Origin of the sequence: Cryobacterium cryoconiti, from assembly GCF_004403065.1 — a bacterium.
Taxonomy (GTDB): domain Bacteria; phylum Actinomycetota; class Actinomycetes; order Actinomycetales; family Microbacteriaceae; genus Cryobacterium; species Cryobacterium cryoconiti.
The window spans coordinates 1-17223 of sequence record NZ_SOHA01000021.1; the positions used below are offsets into that span (position 1 = coordinate 1).

Consider the following 17223-nt stretch of genomic DNA (forward strand, 5'->3'; position numbering starts at 1 on the left):
CAGAGATCGTACGCGCAGTCGAGAGTCTGTCATATATTTATAGACAGATACTCGAAGTCGTGTTCTAAGTAGTCACGGGTCGGCTCGCCGGGTCTCGACGGGCTCGACCACCGGGTTGTCTCGCCGGGTCTCGACGGGCTCGACCACCGAGGGTGACATGCCGGGTCTCGACAAGCTCGACCACCGTTGCGGGAATCAGCGCGTCAACCCTTCTGCCGTCACGGTTGTCTTGATCCACACCCCGGATATGGTGTGGTCACTACCGCGGAGGATGCGCCGATGAGTTCCGACACGAGCGAGAATCCAACCGGGTCACCTACGGCTCGGCGACGTCTCTACATCGGTCTTGCCGTCCTCGGTGCGGTGCTGTCCATCGTTCTCATCGTGGTGCTCGCCGTGCAAGTGGTCGGCGGGCCTCCGGTCGCAGGTCCGCCCACCAGCACGGCCAGTGCCAGCGCCCCGCCCGCAACGTCGGGACCCGCCACTCCGAAGCCTTCAAACCCTGCGACGCGCACTCCCGACACCCTCACCCCCACCTCGACGCCACCGGGCCAGAACGCGGCGCCGGGGGTGCCGCAGCCGTCCTCCTGCGACGAGCTCTACAGCCCGGCCATGGTCGAGGCGCTCAGCGGCCTCGCGCTCAATCCCGAATGGTCCCAGGACCCGGAGGCCGGCGTGTCCCACGGCACGGACGACACCGAACTGCGGGCAGTGATCGATTCAGCAGATCACCTGACCTGTGTGTGGGGGAGCCCCTACGGCGGCTCCGACACGGGAATCATCACCACTCTCGCGTGGGTGACTCCGGAGCAGAGCTCCGCGGTGGAGGAACGGCTCGTCGCCACCGGCCTCGAGTGCTTCGCGCAATCGGGCGGTGTGCGGTGCGTCATCCAGACGAACACGCTCGACGGTGCCTTCGGTGAATCCCATTTCCTGCGCGACGGCATCTGGCTCGCCACCGAGTACACGAATGCGGGTCCGCTGGGTTACACCCAGGACATGGTCAACAACTTGTGGGCCACGGTTTAGCGTCGGCCCAATCGTGGCGGCAGACGGATGTCGAGTGCCCGCGAGGAGGCTCCGGCGAGCGATTTCCGTGCCTCGGGTCTGCGTGCGGGGCCGCTAGGATCGAACTGAACAGGCTGCATCCGTACCACCCCCCCCTGATTGCGGGTCTGGCCGTACTTCCCGGCCAGAGTTACCGTTATCTGTCACCTCATATCTGAGCCTGTTCGAGAGGATCGCGTGGCCAGCCTCACCGAGATCCTGATTCTGCACGGGCTGTTGCCGATCGAGCAGCTGGACAAGCTCATGGCCGGTGACCCCGCTGACGAGAGTGCCGTTCGTGCCCTGGTCGACTCGGGCGTCATCACCGAGGTGCAGTTCGCCCGGGCTCGTGCTGAGCAGGCCGGTCTCCCCTTCCTCGAACTGATGGAATACCCGGTCGACCGCCTCGCCGTCGCCCTGGTCACGGCCGCGATGTGCCGTCGCCACCAGGTGCTCCCCATCACGATCGAGAGCGGCCGTCTCGTGCTCGCCATGGTCGATCCCGGCAACGTCTTCGCGATCGACGATGTGCGCGAAGCGGCACGGATGCGCGTCATCCCCGTCGTCGCCGAGCGCGCCGATCTGCTGGCCGCCATCGCCCGCTACCACCGTGCCGACGACGAGCTCACCAACCTCACCACCACCATGCAGGAGGAGCAGGCCCCGGTCGAGGCCTCCGCCTTCGGAGTGTCGGACTCGATCGAGGACGACGCCCCGATCGTGCGGTTCGTGAACCTGCTGGTGAGTCAGGCCATCCAGGACAAGGCCTCGGACATCCACATCGAGCCCGGGGAGCACAGCCTGCGGGTGCGCTACCGCATCGACGGAGTGCTGCACGAGATGCAGCGGGCGCCGAAGGGCATCCAGAACGGTGTGATCTCCCGGCTCAAGATCATGAGCGATATCGACATCGCCGAGCGGCGCAAACCGCAGGACGGCCGCATGTCGGTCAGTCACGGTGGCCGCCAGATCGACCTGCGCGTCGCCACGCTGCCCACGGTCTGGGGCGAGAAGATCGTCATGCGAATCCTCGACAACTCGAGCACGACCATGAGCCTGCACGATCTGAACCTGCTCGACTACAACTACGAGGCCTACAAGAAGTCGTACTCGAAGCCCTACGGCATGATCCTGGTCACCGGGCCCACGGGTTCGGGCAAGTCGACCACGCTCTACACGACCCTGCATTCCGTCGCCCGGCCCGAGATCAACGTGATCACCGTCGAAGACCCGGTCGAGTACCGCATGAAAGACATCAACCAGGTGCAGGTGAACGTCAAGGCCGGCCTCACTTTCGCGAGCGCGCTTCGCTCGATTCTGCGAAGCGACCCGGATGTCGTGCTGCTGGGTGAGATCCGCGACCATGAGACCGCGCAGATCGCCATTGAGGCCTCGTTGACCGGCCACCTCGTGCTGTCGACCCTGCACACCAACGACGCGCCGAGCGCGATCACCCGCCTCACGGAGATGGGCATCGAGCCCTTCCTGGTCGGCTCCGCGCTGGACTGCGTGGTGGCGCAGCGCCTCGCGCGTCGCCTCTGCGACCGCTGCAAGGCCCCGGCAGACCACACGGCCGAGCACCTGACGAGCCTGAAGTTCGGCTTCGACCCGCTGCTGCCGCTGCCCGTGCTCTACCAGCCGGTCGGCTGCCAGCACTGCTCGAAGACCGGGTACCGCGGGCGCATCGCCGTGCACGAGGTCATGTCCGTGACCGAGAACATCGAACGTCTCGCCGTTGCCCGCGCCTCGAGTGCGGACATCGGCCGGGCGGCGCGGGCCGAGGGAATGATCACCCTCCGGGAAGACGGCTGGGAGAAGGTCCGCATGGGCCTCACGTCGATCGAAGAGATTTTGCGAGTCGTTGCATAGCGTTCGCGTGTGCCAAAGGGGAAAGACTTCATATGGACAAGCCGATTTACGAAATTCCAGCGATCCAGCCGGGGGAGACGGTCTCCTGGTGGGACCCGACGCCCATCGGCGAGCCTGACGCCGGCGATGCGGCCACTCTGGCGGTGGCTGTAGCCGTCGCCGACCCGGTGGTCTCGAACGACACCGAGGCGCTGCATATTGTTGACGTGGCCACCACGGAGCTTCCGGTAGCCTCCATCGGCTCGGCCGAGCCATTCGACGATGAGCTGATCTACCGGCATGGAGCTCGCCAGGTCCCCTCCGGCCGACGTGCCGCTCTCGAGGCTGACCGTGCGGAGACCCCGGCGCCGGTCAAGGTGAAGGCCCCACCGCACATCGGCCCCGACGGCCGGCAGGCCGACCCTGACCTGATCGAGGCGCTCACCCTCGTGCTCGAGTTGGATGCCTCAGACCTGCACATCACGGTCGGTGCTCCGCCGACCATCCGAATGGATGGCAGCCTGCGCCCGATCGAGGGGCTGGAGAAGTGGATGCCCGAGAAGGTGCACGCTGCCCTCTTCAGCATCATTTCCCCGCTCGACCAGCAGCGCTTCGAGATCGACCGCGAGCTGGACTTCGCTTTCACGGCGGCCGGTGCCCGGTTCCGGGTGAACTTCTATCACCAGCGCAACTCGATCGGTGCGGCGTTCCGTCTCATCCCGCGCGAGATCAAGCCGCTGAAGGCTCTGGGTGTGCCCGAGTCGGTCGGTCGCTTCTCGCTGATGCCCCGCGGCCTCGTGCTTGTGACCGGCCCGACGGGTTCCGGCAAGTCCACGACTCTGGCGGCCATGGTCGACCTCGCCAACAGCACGCGTGCCGACCACATCGTCACCGTCGAGGACCCGATCGAATTCCTGCACAGGCACAAGAAGTCCCTCGTCAATCAGCGCGAAGTCGGCCATGACACCCTGAGCTTCGCCGCTGCCCTCAAGCACGTGCTGCGCCAGGACCCGGACATCATCCTGATCGGCGAGCTGCGCGACCTGGAGACGATCTCGGTGGCGTTGACCGCCGCCGAGACGGGCCATCTGGTCTTCGCCACCCTGCACACGCAGGATGCCGCTCAGACCATCGACCGCATGATCGACGTCTTCCCGCCGCACCAGCAGGGTCAGATCCGCACCCAGCTCGCGGCGACGCTGCGCGGCGTGGTCTGCCAGACCCTGGTCAAAAAGGCCAACGGCGGCGGGCGTGTCGTCGCCACCGAGATCCTGGTCACGACGCCCGCCATCGCGAACCTCATCCGCGAGGGCAAGACCCACCAGATCACGTCGATGATGCAGTCAGGTGCAGCAGAGGGCATGCACACCATGGACCAGCACCTTGCCGACCTCGTCGACAGCGGCCAGATCACCCGTCAGGCGGCCATCGATAAGGCCCATGACGCCGACAGCATCGGCCAGCTCATCAAGCGGGCGGACACCTCGGCCGATGTGGCAGCACGGAACATGGGTGGTGGCATCGACTACGGCGACACCTACTCCTCCCCTCAGCGCTGATGGCCACCGCACAGGCCTGGGCATACGTCGGCCGTGATAACAACGGCAAGACCGTCAAGGGCAAGCTGGATGCAGCGAGCGAGGGCGCAGTAGCGTCTCGCCTTGGCACCATGGGTATCTCCCCGATCTCGATCAAGGAATCCGCTGAGGGTACCGGCCTTAATCGTGAAATCTCGATCCCTGGGTTCAGCAAGGGAGTCGGCCTCAAGGACCTCGCCATCATGAGTCGGCAAATGGCGACCATGATCGGATCAGGGCTGTCCCTGCTGCGAACGCTGAACATCCTGGCCGAGCAGACCGAGAACAAGCCGCTGGCGAAGATCCTGAAGCAGGTTCGGGATGACGTCGAACGCGGTGTCTCCATCTCGGAATCGTTCGCCAAGCACAGCGAGTCCTTCCCGCCGATCATGATCAATATGGTTCGCGCGGGTGAGACCGGCGGATTCCTGGACGGCGCCCTTGAATCGATCGCGGCGAACTTCGAGAAAGAGGTTAAGCTGCGCGGCACCATCAAGTCGGCGATGACCTACCCCGTGATCGTTCTGCTGATGTCGCTCGTGTCGGTTTTGATCATGCTGATATTCATCGTTCCGATCTTCGAGGACATGTTCAAGGGTCTCGGCGGCGCACTGCCCGCCCCGACAATGTTCCTCGTGAACGTGTCGAATTCGATGATCTACGTTGTGCCCGTCCTGGCCGTGGGGGGCTTTGCATTCAGTGTCTGGTGGCGCAAGAACAAGAACACCGATCGGGTTCGGATGCGGGTCGACCCGTTGAAACTCAGGCTCCCCGTCTTCGGCAATCTGCTTAAGAAAATTGCCGTTGCGCGCTTCAGCCGCAATTTCGCCAACATGATCGGCGCTGGAGTGCCTATCCTCCAGGCACTGAAAATCGTCGGTGAAACCTCGGGCAACTGGGTGATCGAGAATGCGTTGACGAAGGTCGCCGAATCTGTACGGCAAGGGCAGTCGATTTCCGGTCCGCTCCTCTTGCAGCCGGTTTTCCCTCCCATGGTCACGCAAATGATCGCAGTGGGGGAGGACGCAGGCTCGCTTGAGACGATGCTCAACAAGATCGCCGACTTCTACGACCAGGAGGTCGAATCATCCACGGAGCAGCTGACTGCCGCCATCGAGCCGCTCCTGATCGCATTCCTCGGTGTCGTGATCGGAGGCATGGTGATTGCCCTGTACATGCCGATTTTCAGCATTGCGAGCGTCATCAAATAGCGCGCCACTGGCACCCGCCAGGCAGTGCCCCCACTACTGGGGGCAGCAGCAAAGCAAAATACCCCTCTTTCTTGGGTCGTAACTGGAAATAACCTGCAAATATTATGGGAGTCCGAGCGGGCCCGACCGCCTTCACTGACAACTATTGAATGGAAATAACGTGCTCTCTCGCAGCCTCGCAGCCCTCAACCGCCGCCGCAACAACCCGGACGCAAACGAAAAGGGCTTCACCCTGATCGAGCTCCTCGTCGTCGTCATCATCATCGGCATCCTCGCCGCGATCGCCATCCCGGTGTACCTGGGTGTGCAGGACAACGCCAAAGACAGCTCGGCTCAGTCCGATGTCGTGAACCTGAAGATCGCAGTTGTCAGCATGCAGACCAACACGGGCACGCTTCCGGCGGCTGCTGATGTGGTTGCTGCTAGCGTGCTCACTTCGGCGGCGACCACTGCTGGCGCATCGAAGGGCGCGAACACCGTCGGGCTGACCTACAAGCCTGGTACCGGAAGTGCCTTCTGCGTTGCCGCCAAGAGCAACAGCTCGGGTTCGTCTGTCTTCTATGCAACCGAGTCCGGTGGAGCAGTCAAGTCGACTTCGGCCGCAGCGGTTACTGCTGGCTGCACGGCTCCCTAGTACTGCACCGCGAACGTTCCCAAGGGTGGGGTGCCGCAAATGTGGCACCCCACAAACGTTCAGTCCTTCAGAAAGACCCTAGGCCCAGGGAGGTTGTTGTGCGGTGCATTGGTCGTCGGTCTCTTCGTCCCTGTGAACACGATTTCGGGCTCACGATCATCGAAATCATGGTCGCGATGATGGTCTTTGCCATGATCGCCGTCTCGGTGGCCTACGCGCTCACTCTGTCCCTGTCCATGGGAAGTGACAACCGGTCCCGTGAGGCGGCGGCCAACCTGGCTGCGCAGGAGATCGACCTCAACCGTGCAGTCGAAGATGTCTTCACTCTCGTTGACGCTGACAAGACCACCACGATGAACGGCACCACCTTTTACCTCCATCGCGAGACGAACTGGGTGACCAGCACCAGCGCTGACGCTACGTGTGGCTCGGGCGGGGGGCAGCTCAAGTTCAAGCGCGTCAACGTTTCAGTGACGTGGGACGGAATGAGGGCCTCGACGCTTCCGGTTCGTGCCGACACCGTCATCGCCCCGGGAACCCGAATCAACGACCCCATGTTAGGCACGATCCTCGTCTCGGTCCTCAGCGCCTCTGGAGCCGGCAACGCCGGTGTAACGGTCACAGCTACCCCGGCATCGCCCGCTGCGGGTGCTGTTGCTCTGACGGAGACCCCTGATCCTACGGATGCTCAGGGCTGCAGCTACATTCTCAAGGTTGCCCCGGGTAACTACAACGTGTCGGTGTCGCGGGCGAATTCTGCGGATGTGAACCAGAAGCCGACTCCCGTGACCTTCGTCGGTGTCGGAGCAGGATCGGCGGCATCCGTGGCCTTCCAGTACGACCTTTCCGGGGCATTCACCGTCAACTACGCTTCGAACGCTGCCGCCGGAACAACCCAGATCCCGACAAATCTGGATACGACCTTCAAGAGCACGTATCCGCTCTACACACCTGCGGCGTCGAACAACGCACTCTCCAAGGTGTTCCCGCTGCATCCCTTCACATCCGGCTATGAAATCTTCAGCGGCAAGTACGTGGCGCCCAGCGCCAGCTCACCAGGTTGTCTTTCCCCGAACCCCGCGGAGTGGACCCTCCCCGGTGTCGGCGGTGCGGTGGGACAGGCCGTACCTGCCGCTGCCACAGTCGCTGGCGGAACCGTAGCGACGGGCGTGCCAATGGGGGTCCTTACTGTCAGCGGACTGAACGGCCAGTACCTCAAGGCAGTGTCGCAAGCCCACGCTCCGGGAACTGGGCCAGCTGGCTGCGCAGGAACCATGACGTATACCTTCGGAAAACTGACGTCCAACGCTGCTTCAATCGCCCTGCCCTACGGAGCATGGCAGCTGTTCAGCGGCGGCTCGGCCACGCAGACGACCCCCGTCCTTGTCGGGCTCACAACTTCGGCGCCTTCATCGGCCGTTGCTGGCCTGGTCACCCTTGATCCCCGCGTTGTGGTGGCACCGTGATGGGCGTCATTCGACGGAGATTGATGTGCGATGATCGAGGCATAAGCCTCTCTGAGCTGCTTGTGGCGATGCTTCTCCTCGGAATCGTGGGTGTAATCGTCTCGGGGCTGTACGCGAGCACTATGCGCACCGTCACCCAGACGCGAATGCTGAGCACGAATGCCCGTGAGTCGTCCAACGGCATGAACGAGGTGTCGCGCGTCATTCGGGCGGCGACGGAGAACCCCGTTTCCGGGGCGGCGAACCAGCCGGCGCTCGAACAGGCTTTGAATGAGTCCGTGACTCTCTACGCCTATATCAACCTCACGTCATCGGCAGAGCTTCCGGTGAAGATTCGACTCTCTCTCGACTCGAGCCGCCGGTTGATCGAGACGCAGTGGCCGGCGGTTGAGTTTCCGGCTGGTTCCGGGTTCTTCACGTTCTCGCCCACGTCCAGTTCAACAAAGATCATGGCCGGGACGATAGCCCCACAAACAGGAACCAGGCCCTACCTGTTCACATACGTGCTGAAAGACGGCACGGAGCTAACGACACCCAGCACTGGATTGACCGCCGCTCAGCGGGAGACGGTTGCCGCGATCACGGTCACGATGACACTTCAGGGAAGCGCGACGGATACTCGCTCGGCAGTGACGCTTCGAAATACGGTCGGCATGCCCAACCTCCCCGTTTTCAGGACAGGACCGTGATGATCGAGTTCGGTGGATTGTTGCGCCGTCGTGCAAGGCCCAACTCCGAGGAGGGGGTTGCTCTCCCGATGGTGATCGGGACCGGGATGATTATGTTGCTCTTGGTGACGACTGCATTGTCGACGTCTGTGAGCGGTCTGGTCAAAGCGAGTGGCGACCAGAATTGGAATGCTGCAGGGTCTGCCGCGTATGCCGGGGTCGAAGAATATGAAAGTCGTCTTGCGAACGACAACGCATACATGATTTACGGGAATGGAGCTGCGCCGTTCAGCAGCACCAGCACTCTGAGCCTGCCGACAGGCACGCTCACCAACCCCGCTTTTGGAATCGGTCAGAGCGGCAGTTGGGCTAGTGTGCCGGGAAGCGATGGGCGCGCGTCGTACCGCTATGAGGTTGACACATCGAACTACTCAAGTTCGGGCATTCTACGCATCCGGTCTACGGGCCGGGTAGGCAATGCGACCCGGACAGTCGTCGCGAATTTAAAGCAGCAGGGCTTCATTGACTTCCTCTATTTCACGGACTACGAAATTGCAGATCCCGATCAAAACGGCGATGACGTCGCCACCTGCGAAAAGTACGCTTGGGAGGGGCGCCCTCTCCCCAACCCGCCCTACAGCCAGTGCAGCGATATTGCCTTCGGCAACGGTGACGTGATCAATGGGCCCATGCACTCGAACGACACTATTCGAGCCTGCGACGCCACCTTCAACGGGATCGTGACCACCTCGAACAATCCGGCATCTGGCCTTCGCTATCTCAAGCGAGACTCGAATGGTTATTCCTGTTCCGGGCAGGTATTCACGAAGGGCAACCCTACCTACAGCCCGAAGGTCGGCATGCCGCAGACCAACTCCGAAATGAAAAATGAAACACGGTCGGATCTCCCGATCAGCGTCGTCGCCGTTCCCGGATGCCTGTATACCGGACCGACCAGCATCACTCTTACAAACAACGGCAAGATGACCGTGAGGTCCCCGTGGTCTATCAAGACCAACGTGTCGGGCGACCCGGCCACGTCCGGAACGACACCGGCCGTTTGTGGAACGCCCGGAAACGTCACGAACGGGCTGGGCTCTTCCTCAGGCGCGACCATTCCGGTTCTGGACCGCAACCTGATCTTCGTGCAGAACGTACCGACGACTGCAGGCGACCCCAATCGGCGCCCTACCAGCGGTTCGGGCAGTTTGCCTGATGGGTATTCAAGTTCGACCTGTGGCGCCGGAAACGGAATCGGGTTCCCGACGACCAATGAATATGTCGCATCCATCGCTTCGTCCTATGGGTGCCGTAACGGCGATATTTTCGTGAAAGGTGCTCTCAGTGGTGCTATGACACTCGCTGCAGAGAATTACGTGTACGTGACGGGGGATATCACCTATACGACTCCCTTGGACGATGTGCTCGGCCTGGTCGGACAGAATGCGGTCTGGGTGTGGAACCCGGTGAGATACTCGTCCGGCTCTTACTCGTCTCTCCTTTCCAACAACCGCACGATCAACGCGGCAATCCTCTCCGTGGCACACACCTTCCAGGTACAGAACTACGACAGGGGTGGAGGACAGGGCACGTTGACGGTCAACGGAGCGATCTCGCAGAAGTTCCGAGGGATCGTTCGAAGCGGGAGCAACGGCTACACGAAGGCCTATTCCTACGATGCACGCTTCCGATACATCGCACCCCCGAAATTCCTCTCGCCCGTATCGACAACGTACGGTGTAAACGTAATTGTTGACGTAAAGCCGGCCTTCACCGCTGCCGGAGCGTCGATCCCGTGATCATTGCTTTGCCCGATGCACTCATCGTCCTCGTCTCCACGCTCAGCGGAGTCCTCGGTCTCCTCGTCGGTTCGTTCCTGAACGTCGTCATCTACCGAGTTCCGAACGGCCAGTCCATTGTGTCTCCGCCGAGTGCCTGCCCCCGCTGCGCTGCGCCGATTAAACCATTCGACAACGTGCCGGTTCTCTCCTGGATCATGCTGCGGGGTAAGTGCCGAAGCTGTAAGTCGGCGATCTCGGCACGTTATCCGCTCGTCGAACTAGGCACCGCACTTTTCTTTGGAGCCGTCGCATGGTGGACGTTCTCGGTGCGGGCCTCAATCGGTTCAACCCCCGGTGCGGACTCGACCTCGACGAAGTCCGTGATCGTCGGGGTTCTTGTCCTTATTGCGTTCTTATATCTGGCAGCGGTAACTGTTGCCCTGGCGCTGATCGACCTCGACACTCATCGGCTACCGAACGCGATCGTGCTGCCCGCATACGTAGTCGGGTTGGCACTCCTGGGGGCAGCCTGCCTGATTAGCGGCGACCTGGGTGTACTGATTCGGACAGTCGCAGGACTTGCCGCCCTTTGGGCTGCGTACTTCGCGATGGCGCTGGCATATCCGGGCGGCATGGGTCTTGGCGACGTCAAGCTGGCTGGTGTACTCGGACTCTTCCTGGGTTTTCTGGGGTGGGGTCATCTGGCCGTCGGGGCATTCGCTGCCTTCTTGCTCGGTGGAGCGTATGCCGTCGGCCTGATGATCGCTAAACGGGCCAGTCGAAAAACCGGCATCCCATTTGGCCCATGGATGTTGACCGGAGCGTGGGTCGGGATCTTCTTTGGAGCAATGGTGTGGGACGGTTACCTGACACTACTTGGGGTGGCGCAACAGTGATGCAGATCAAGAACAGCGAAGGAGCGGTTACGTGGCAACGAGCGTCGTAGGAGTCGACATGGGCAGCTCGATGTTGCGCGGAGTCGAGGTCGCGGATCCAGGCTCAGCGAAGCCAACACTGCTGCGATATCACCAGGTGCCACTTCCAGCCGGGGCGGTGAGCAGCGGGGAGGTTCTCGAACCCAACACCGTCGCCGCAGCGCTTAAGCAGCTATGGACGACCGGCGGATTCAAGTCTAAAAACGTCGTCCTTGGGATGGGAAACCAGCGCGTACTTGCTCGTGACCTCAGTGTGCCGAAGATGTCACTCGCCCGCATCCGGGAATCCCTTCCCTTCGAGGTCCAGGAGATGCTCCCCATTCCCGTAGCCGACGCGATCCTTGACTTCTACCCGATTACGGAGATCGAAGGAGACAACGGGCCGATGGTCCGCGGGCTGCTCATCGCGGCAGTCAAGGCAGCCGTGCTCGCCAACGTGAACACCACCCAGCTCGCTGGGCTGACCACCGTGGACGTCGATCTGATTCCCTTCGCCCTGAGTCGGGCTCTGCTCTCCCGGCCGGGGGTTGAAGGGACCGTAGCCGTCGTCGATATCGGAGGCAGCACCACGAGTGTGGTCATCGCCATCGACGGGGTCCCCCAATTCGTGCGCATCATCGCCACTGGCGGAGACGACATCACCCAGGCCCTCCGCGCTGATGTTCCTCCGGGCCTGGAGCAGCCGGAGGATCTCAAGCGCCGGCTCGGGCTGGCGACCGGCCCCGTTGCCGCCGCAGACAAACAGGCAGTGGAACTCATCTACAAGATTGCGAGCGAGCAGTTGACCAGCCTCCGCAACACCATTAGCTATTTCGTCAATACGCGGCCTATCGATTCGGTACACAGAATCGTGCTGAGCGGTGGCGGTGCTCAACTGCGTGGGCTGCGCGAGGCGCTGGCTGAGCTGACTCGGATCAATGTCGAGATCGGGGATCCCTTCACGACCCTCGCATTGGGTCGGGGCGTCACCGCCGATGATCTGCGCCGAGACGGGTCTGCATTCACGGTGGCGCTAGGGCTCGCCCTGGGGCGTGCGGCATGAGCCGCGCAGCAAAGCACGACGCGCTAGTCGTTGGTGGTAGCCCGTGGGTGGACCTCCTTCCGCCCGAGGTGCACCACCAGCGACGCGCGAAGGCTGTGCGTCGCCGTCTGGGGCTGGGCGTCGTAGGGGTGCTCGCAATCGTGATTGTGAGCACTGGCGCCTCGATCGTTCTTGGGATTCAGGCGCAGGCACTGCTGGCAAGCGAGCAGGCCTTGACCCCGGCGCTCCTGGCCGAGCAGACAAAATATGTCGAGGTCCGCACGGTCCAGAACGAGGTGGACCTGATTCAGGCAGCACAGCAAGTGGGCGTATCCACCGAGATTGACTGGAAGAAATACCTTGAGGGTGTGCAAGCAATCCTCCCGGCCAGTGTGACGATCGAAACGGTCGCCGTCGACTCGGCGACGCCGCTCGCCCTCTACGGGCAGCCGACGGCACCTCTGCAGGGGGCACGAGTAGCCACTGTGAGCTTCACCGCGAAAAGTTCCGTTCTTCCCGACGTGCCCGCCTGGCTAGAATCCCTGGCAACCCTGCCCGGATTCGCGGATGCCCTGCCCGGGTCCGTGGCGCGTGCCGACGACGGTGTTTACACAGTCGCAATCACTATGCATGTCAACGACGCTGCTTATGCTCAGCGCTTCGTCACGGAGGGAAAGTAGCCATGGACAAGAACAGAATGTGGATGATCGGCTCTGTGCTTGTCATGGTGCTTGTTCTGGTTCTTGGGGTGCTGCTCGGAATCATGCCGCAGCTGTCTGCCACTGCGGCGGCAGATGAGCAGCGAGCGAGCGTTGCTGAGTCGAATGCTGGTCAAGCATTGATTCTTGCTCAGCTCAAGAAGGACTTCGAGGGAATTGAGAGCCTCAAGAGCGAACTCATCCCACTGGATGCCTCCGTTCCAAGTGGAACGAATATGCCCGCATTCGTCACGCAGCTCGATGCGCTGGCCGCTGCGTCCCAGGTGACCCTGACTGGTATCACCGTCTCCGATGCGGTTCCCTATGCACCTGTTGTGGCTCCGATACCGGCTCCAGTTGCGGTTGCCGAGGGGGCTGACTCGACATCAACTCCGACTCCGACTCCGACCGTCGCCGCCATCGAGCCGGGTGCCGGCGTTCCTCCCGTCACAAACGATCAGATAAACGCCAGCAATTTCGCTTCCCTGGCCATCACGGTGTCGGTGACTGGAAGCTATGCAGATGCCCTCAATTTCGTCAGCGGGCTCCAAAGCGGAGAGCGACTCTTCCTCGTTTCCGGTTTGACCACGACGGTGAAAGAGGGGGACGAAGAGAACGCGACTCCTGGAGGGGTCACCGCCACCATCTCCGGCCTCGTCTACGTGCTCGTTCCGCCTGCCGCCGCGTCGGCAGCGGCAGCCGGGTAACGTCGGGCCCCGCCGCGCCGATTCCCGCCCTGCGCCGCGAGGCTCCCCGTCCGGGGGCCCGCGGATTGCTAAGGTTGCCCGAGAGAACTGCGGCCGCCAGGCCCGTAAGGAGTGCAGCATGAGCGACAACACGCCCAACGACGGCAACATCAACCCCGAAACGGATGCCGCGGCAACCACCCCCGGACGCCACGAGACCGGCCCGGTCGACTACGACTCCGCAGCCGAGCCCGACGCAGCCGAGACCCGCACGTACCAGGCCGCCCCGGTCGAGCCCGTCGGCGAGCCGATCTCCTATGACGCCCCCGAGGCATCCGCGCCCGCGCCGGTCACCCACGACCCCTCCCGTGCGTCCGCCACGCCCGCCTACGTCCCCGCCGCCTCGGTGAACAACACCGCCGAGACCCAGCGCCTCGAGCCGGTCGCGACCCCGGCCGCAGAGACCCACGCCACCGAGGCCCACGCCACCGAGGCCCGCGCCACGGAGAACCACGCCCCGGAGACCCCGGCCTACGCCCCCACGAACACCAGCGTGCAGCCCCCCATCTACATCCAGGCGCCCACCGCACCGCGTTACAAGAGCAACCGCGGCCCCGGTGTCGTGATCGCGCTGCTCTCCACCGTGATCTTCGCCGCCGTCTACGCCGTGGTCGCGTTCGTCCTGTCCGGCATCGGCAGCCTGTCCATCGCCGACACGGCCGCGAAGTTCACCGACTTCATCGTGCTGCCCATCTTCTACGTGCCGGTCATCTTCTTCTTCGTCGCCTTCGCCCTTCTGGTGCTGATCGTGAACCGCGGTGGCTGGTGGGCCTACGTGCTCTTCGGCTTCCTCGTTGCGGTGGCCGTCTACTTCTCCTACATCGGCGCGGCGCTCCTCAGCGTGCAGGCGTGGAACTTCACGCCCGACCAGGCCGCACGCTTCATCAGCCAGCAGTGGCTGAACCCGGGCGCCATCGCCGCCGCGGTCGTCGCCCGCGAGGTCCCGATCTGGGCCGGTGCCTGGATCGCCCGCAACGGCCGTGCCATCACCGCTCGCAACGAGACCGCCAAGGCCGAGTACGACCGCGTCCTCGCCGCAGGGCCGCAGGGCATCCGCAGCAACTAGCCGGTCGGGCCGGGCGCACACCGCGCCCGGCACAGCACGGCTCGAAGGCCGAGCAGGCATGCACGGCAGGCAGGGGGAGCGATGCGCGAATACCAGAAGTACGCGACGGTCGTCGCCGTCTTCGCGGTAGTGCTTTACGCCGCGCTCCTCGTCGCCGCCTTCGGAATGATCAGCCTGCTGGCCGACACGGATGTCATCAGCGACCCCGACGCCGGACCTCTCGTGGGTCCCGGCATGACCATCGCCGCCGCGGTGCTCGTCTTCATCCTGATGCTGCTGCTCGGGCTGCGCACCCGGCCGGAGAACCAGCGCGTCGCCGTGGGCTACGCCCTCGCCACCGGGTTCGGTGCGTTGGCCGCCTTCGTGCTCACCGGGGCCGTGCTCTACGCGCTCGGCGCGGGCCTCCCGGGCGACAGCGGGGGGTTCGCGGTCTCGATCCTGCTGGGCCCGTTCGCGGTAACCGTGGGCATCCTCGGCTTCATCATCACCCTGCTCTACTCTCTGGTCCTCGCCTCACGGATGCCCGAACGCGGCCGCCCGAAATGGCCGTGGGAACAGGGCGACGACTGAGCCATCGCCGCCGCGAAACTCACCGACCGCGGGGCACCCCGATCGGGTACCCTTAACTTCCATGGATGGTTCCATCGAGTCGCGGGTCAGCCAGCAGGTTGACGACTGGCTCGCGTGGCTGCCGCGTTGGCGCCCCGGCACGCATCGCGGCCGCACCCGCCTGTGCCGCATCTGCTTCGGCTCGCCGGTCATCGTCGCCGCCGGCCTGGCCACGGATGTCCCGCACGCAGTGCAGCACGCCCTCGCCATGCGCATGAAACATCTGATCGATGCCGAGGTCGACGCCTACACCGAGACGAATCTTCCGCTGCTCAGGCGGGAGATTCAGCTGAACGAGCAGCGTAAGGCCGCGGCGAGCTACCATCCGGCCGAGGGACTCGACCCGGCTTACACCGGCCTCGACCTCGATCCGCCGGCCACACCCGACGCCCCCTACCTGTTCACCTTCGCCGAACTCGCCCGGCCCGAGGCATCGGCGCCCCCGCCTGCCGCGCCGCCGCCGCTGACCGCCGACGAAAAAGCCGCCATCCGTGCCGAGGTGAAACTCGCCGACCGCCATGCCGCCCTGGTCGGCAACCGGGTCTGCCTGGAACTGTCACGCCACAGTGAACGGATGCGCGCCGCCGTCGCCGAATTCGTCGAGCCCTGGGTGCTGGCCCTCCTCGCCGACCTCGACACCGCGCTCGATTCCCCGCTCTGGCCTCGGGGCATCTGAACAACAGCTGAACGAAGCGCCGAGCCCTCGTCATCCATTTGACCCGGCGGTCACCCCCGGGATATCCTTTCGAGGTGTGCGCTTTGTCGTGCGCTTGAGTTATGCCATCGCGATCTTGTCGTGCCGCACCTTAGGCGCCCTGATGCGGCACTCACACAGGGTTTGCTCTCCGAGCAGCCCCCACGGCATACCTGCCTCAGCCCGCGGAATTCATTCCGTGTGTCGGTGGGTCCAGATGAACTCGATCGGGCCGGGAACGGAACGATTCGAATGCTAACCATCAATGAGCTGTCACCGTGCAGCAATAACAAGGAGTAATTAGTGCCCACCATTCAGCAGTTGGTACGAAAGGGCCGCAGCCCCAAGGTCACCAAGACCAAGGCGCCCGCCCTGAAGTCCAACCCCCAGCAGCGCGGCGTGTGCACTCGTGTTTACACGACCACGCCGAAGAAGCCGAACTCGGCCCTCCGCAAGGTTGCCCGCGTCAAGCTCTCGAACGGCACCGAGGTCACCGCCTACATCCCCGGCGAGGGTCACAACCTGCAGGAGCACTCGATGGTGCTTGTCCGCGGTGGTCGCGTGAAGGACCTCCCCGGTGTTCGATACAAGATCGTTCGCGGCGCACTGGACACCCAGGCCGTCAAGAACCGCAAGCAGGCTCGTAGCCGCTACGGCGCCAAGATGGAGAAGAAGTAATGCCTCGTAAAGGCCCAGCGCCCAAGCGTCCCGTTATCGCTGACCCGGTATACGGCGCCCCCATCGTCTCCCAGCTTGTCAACAAGATCCTCCTCGACGGCAAAAAGGGCCTCGCCGAGCGCATCGTTTACGATGCACTCGAAGGCGTCGTTGCCAAGAACGGTGCGGATGCCGTTGTCACGCTGAAGAAGGCACTCGACAACGTGCGCCCGACCCTCGAGGTGCGTTCGCGCCGCGTCGGTGGTTCCACCTACCAGGTGCCCGTCGAAGTCAAGCCGCACCGCGCCAACACTCTGGCGCTGCGCTGGTTGACCAGCTACGCCAAGGCTCGTCGCGAGAAGACGATGACCGAGCGTCTCACCAACGAAATCCTCGACGCATCCAACGGCCTCGGTGCCGCTGTGAAGCGCCGCGAGGACACGCACAAGATGGCCGAGGCGAACAAGGCCTTCGCACACTACCGCTGGTAGTCGCGTTCCGGAGTCCGGCTCCGGTGATCGAGCGTGTCGAGATCAAATCTCGACACGCACACTCACCGGGGCCC

At 63.4% G+C, this 17223-nt stretch carries 17 protein-coding genes and 1 pseudogene; all 18 read left to right on the top strand.

The features are described 5' to 3' along the window. Positions 1–279 precede the first annotated feature (279 nt). The 18 genes and pseudogenes from E3T49_RS07815 to rpsG all read left to right on the top strand — a co-directional run bounded on the left by E3T49_RS07815 (position 280) and on the right by rpsG (position 17149). A complete protein-coding gene (locus E3T49_RS07815) occupies positions 280–1029 on the top strand; it encodes a hypothetical protein (protein WP_134424403.1) in 750 nt (249 codons plus the stop codon). Positions 1030–1245: 216 nt separating this feature from the next. After that, positions 1246–2916 (top strand): GspE/PulE family protein, encoded by a 1671-nt coding sequence (locus E3T49_RS07820; RefSeq protein ID WP_134424404.1) that lies wholly within the window; start codon positions 1246–1248, stop codon positions 2914–2916. A gap of 32 nt (positions 2917–2948) precedes the next feature. Further along, positions 2949–4454 carry a type IV pilus twitching motility protein PilT gene (locus E3T49_RS07825; RefSeq protein ID WP_134424405.1) on the top strand — a complete coding sequence of 502 codons (1506 nt, stop codon included), beginning with the start codon at positions 2949–2951 and terminating at the stop codon, positions 4452–4454. Then, positions 4454–5683: a type II secretion system F family protein gene (locus E3T49_RS07830; RefSeq protein WP_166785496.1), complete on the top strand. Its 1230-nt coding sequence runs from the start codon at positions 4454–4456 to the stop codon at positions 5681–5683. Before E3T49_RS07825 ends, E3T49_RS07830 begins: the two co-directional genes overlap by 1 nt. A gap of 160 nt (positions 5684–5843) precedes the next feature. After that, entirely contained in the window at positions 5844–6317 is a 474-nt protein-coding gene (locus E3T49_RS16530; protein WP_241972707.1) for a type II secretion system protein, read from the top strand. 167 nt (positions 6318–6484) lie between these two features. Further along, positions 6485–7783, top strand: a complete 1299-nt coding sequence (locus tag E3T49_RS07840; RefSeq protein WP_134424406.1) for a type IV pilus modification PilV family protein — start codon at positions 6485–6487, stop codon at positions 7781–7783. A 23-nt stretch (positions 7784–7806) separates the two neighbouring features. Beyond that, positions 7807–7878, top strand: a pseudogene (locus E3T49_RS16820) (prepilin-type N-terminal cleavage/methylation domain-containing protein); the annotation flags it as partial. Positions 7879–7905: 27 nt separating this feature from the next. After that, positions 7906–8472: a hypothetical protein gene (locus tag E3T49_RS07845; protein ID WP_241972708.1), complete on the top strand. Its 567-nt coding sequence runs from the start codon at positions 7906–7908 to the stop codon at positions 8470–8472. Beyond that, a complete protein-coding gene (locus E3T49_RS07850; RefSeq protein WP_134424441.1) occupies positions 8472–10250 on the top strand; it encodes a hypothetical protein in 1779 nt (592 codons plus the stop codon). Before E3T49_RS07845 ends, E3T49_RS07850 begins: the two co-directional genes overlap by 1 nt. After that, positions 10247–11128: a prepilin peptidase gene (locus tag E3T49_RS07855; RefSeq protein WP_241972709.1), complete on the top strand. Its 882-nt coding sequence runs from the start codon at positions 10247–10249 to the stop codon at positions 11126–11128. The genes E3T49_RS07850 and E3T49_RS07855 overlap by 4 nt, the downstream gene beginning before the upstream one ends. Positions 11129–11159: 31 nt before the next feature. Beyond that, positions 11160–12209 carry a type IV pilus assembly protein PilM gene (gene pilM, locus E3T49_RS07860; protein WP_134424408.1) on the top strand — a complete coding sequence of 350 codons (1050 nt, stop codon included), beginning with the start codon at positions 11160–11162 and terminating at the stop codon, positions 12207–12209. Beyond that, positions 12206–12868: a hypothetical protein gene (locus tag E3T49_RS07865; protein WP_134424409.1), complete on the top strand. Its 663-nt coding sequence runs from the start codon at positions 12206–12208 to the stop codon at positions 12866–12868. Before pilM ends, E3T49_RS07865 begins: the two co-directional genes overlap by 4 nt. Before the next feature lie 2 nt (positions 12869–12870). Beyond that, on the top strand, positions 12871–13593 hold the full coding sequence (locus tag E3T49_RS07870) for a hypothetical protein (protein WP_134424410.1): 723 nt from the start codon (positions 12871–12873) through the stop codon (positions 13591–13593). Positions 13594–13711: 118 nt separating this feature from the next. Beyond that, positions 13712–14698, top strand: a complete 987-nt coding sequence (locus E3T49_RS07875) for a tripartite tricarboxylate transporter TctB family protein (protein ID WP_134424411.1) — start codon at positions 13712–13714, stop codon at positions 14696–14698. Positions 14699–14779: 81 nt separating this feature from the next. Then, positions 14780–15268 (top strand): DUF6121 family protein, encoded by a 489-nt coding sequence (locus E3T49_RS07880; RefSeq protein WP_134424412.1) that lies wholly within the window; start codon positions 14780–14782, stop codon positions 15266–15268. A 61-nt stretch (positions 15269–15329) separates the two neighbouring features. After that, positions 15330–15983, top strand: coding sequence for a spermidine/putrescine ABC transporter substrate-binding protein (locus E3T49_RS07885; RefSeq protein ID WP_134424413.1), 654 nt, complete (start codon positions 15330–15332; stop codon positions 15981–15983). 321 nt (positions 15984–16304) lie between these two features. Then, entirely contained in the window at positions 16305–16679 is a 375-nt protein-coding gene (gene rpsL / locus E3T49_RS07890; protein WP_055811472.1) for a 30S ribosomal protein S12, read from the top strand. Next, on the top strand, positions 16679–17149 hold the full coding sequence (gene rpsG, locus E3T49_RS07895) for a 30S ribosomal protein S7 (RefSeq protein WP_066597688.1): 471 nt from the start codon (positions 16679–16681) through the stop codon (positions 17147–17149). Before rpsL ends, rpsG begins: the two co-directional genes overlap by 1 nt. Positions 17150–17223 lie beyond the last annotated feature (74 nt).

Coding starts and splice junctions, on each gene's coding strand:
- E3T49_RS07815 (WP_134424403.1), top strand. CDS start 280: ATGAGTTCCGACACGAGCGAGAATCCAACCGGGTCACCTACGGCTCGG.
- E3T49_RS07825 (WP_134424405.1), top strand. CDS start 2,949: ATGGACAAGCCGATTTACGAAATTCCAGCGATCCAGCCGGGGGAGACG.
- E3T49_RS07830 (WP_166785496.1), top strand. CDS start 4,454: ATGGCCACCGCACAGGCCTGGGCATACGTCGGCCGTGATAACAACGGC.
- E3T49_RS07840 (WP_134424406.1), top strand. CDS start 6,485: ATGGTCGCGATGATGGTCTTTGCCATGATCGCCGTCTCGGTGGCCTAC.
- E3T49_RS07845 (WP_241972708.1), top strand. CDS start 7,906: ATGCGCACCGTCACCCAGACGCGAATGCTGAGCACGAATGCCCGTGAG.
- E3T49_RS07850 (WP_134424441.1), top strand. CDS start 8,472: ATGATCGAGTTCGGTGGATTGTTGCGCCGTCGTGCAAGGCCCAACTCC.
- E3T49_RS07865 (WP_134424409.1), top strand. CDS start 12,206: ATGAGCCGCGCAGCAAAGCACGACGCGCTAGTCGTTGGTGGTAGCCCG.
- E3T49_RS07870 (WP_134424410.1), top strand. CDS start 12,871: ATGGACAAGAACAGAATGTGGATGATCGGCTCTGTGCTTGTCATGGTG.
- E3T49_RS07875 (WP_134424411.1), top strand. CDS start 13,712: ATGAGCGACAACACGCCCAACGACGGCAACATCAACCCCGAAACGGAT.
- E3T49_RS07880 (WP_134424412.1), top strand. CDS start 14,780: ATGCGCGAATACCAGAAGTACGCGACGGTCGTCGCCGTCTTCGCGGTA.
- E3T49_RS07885 (WP_134424413.1), top strand. CDS start 15,330: ATGGATGGTTCCATCGAGTCGCGGGTCAGCCAGCAGGTTGACGACTGG.
- rpsG (WP_066597688.1), top strand. CDS start 16,679: ATGCCTCGTAAAGGCCCAGCGCCCAAGCGTCCCGTTATCGCTGACCCG.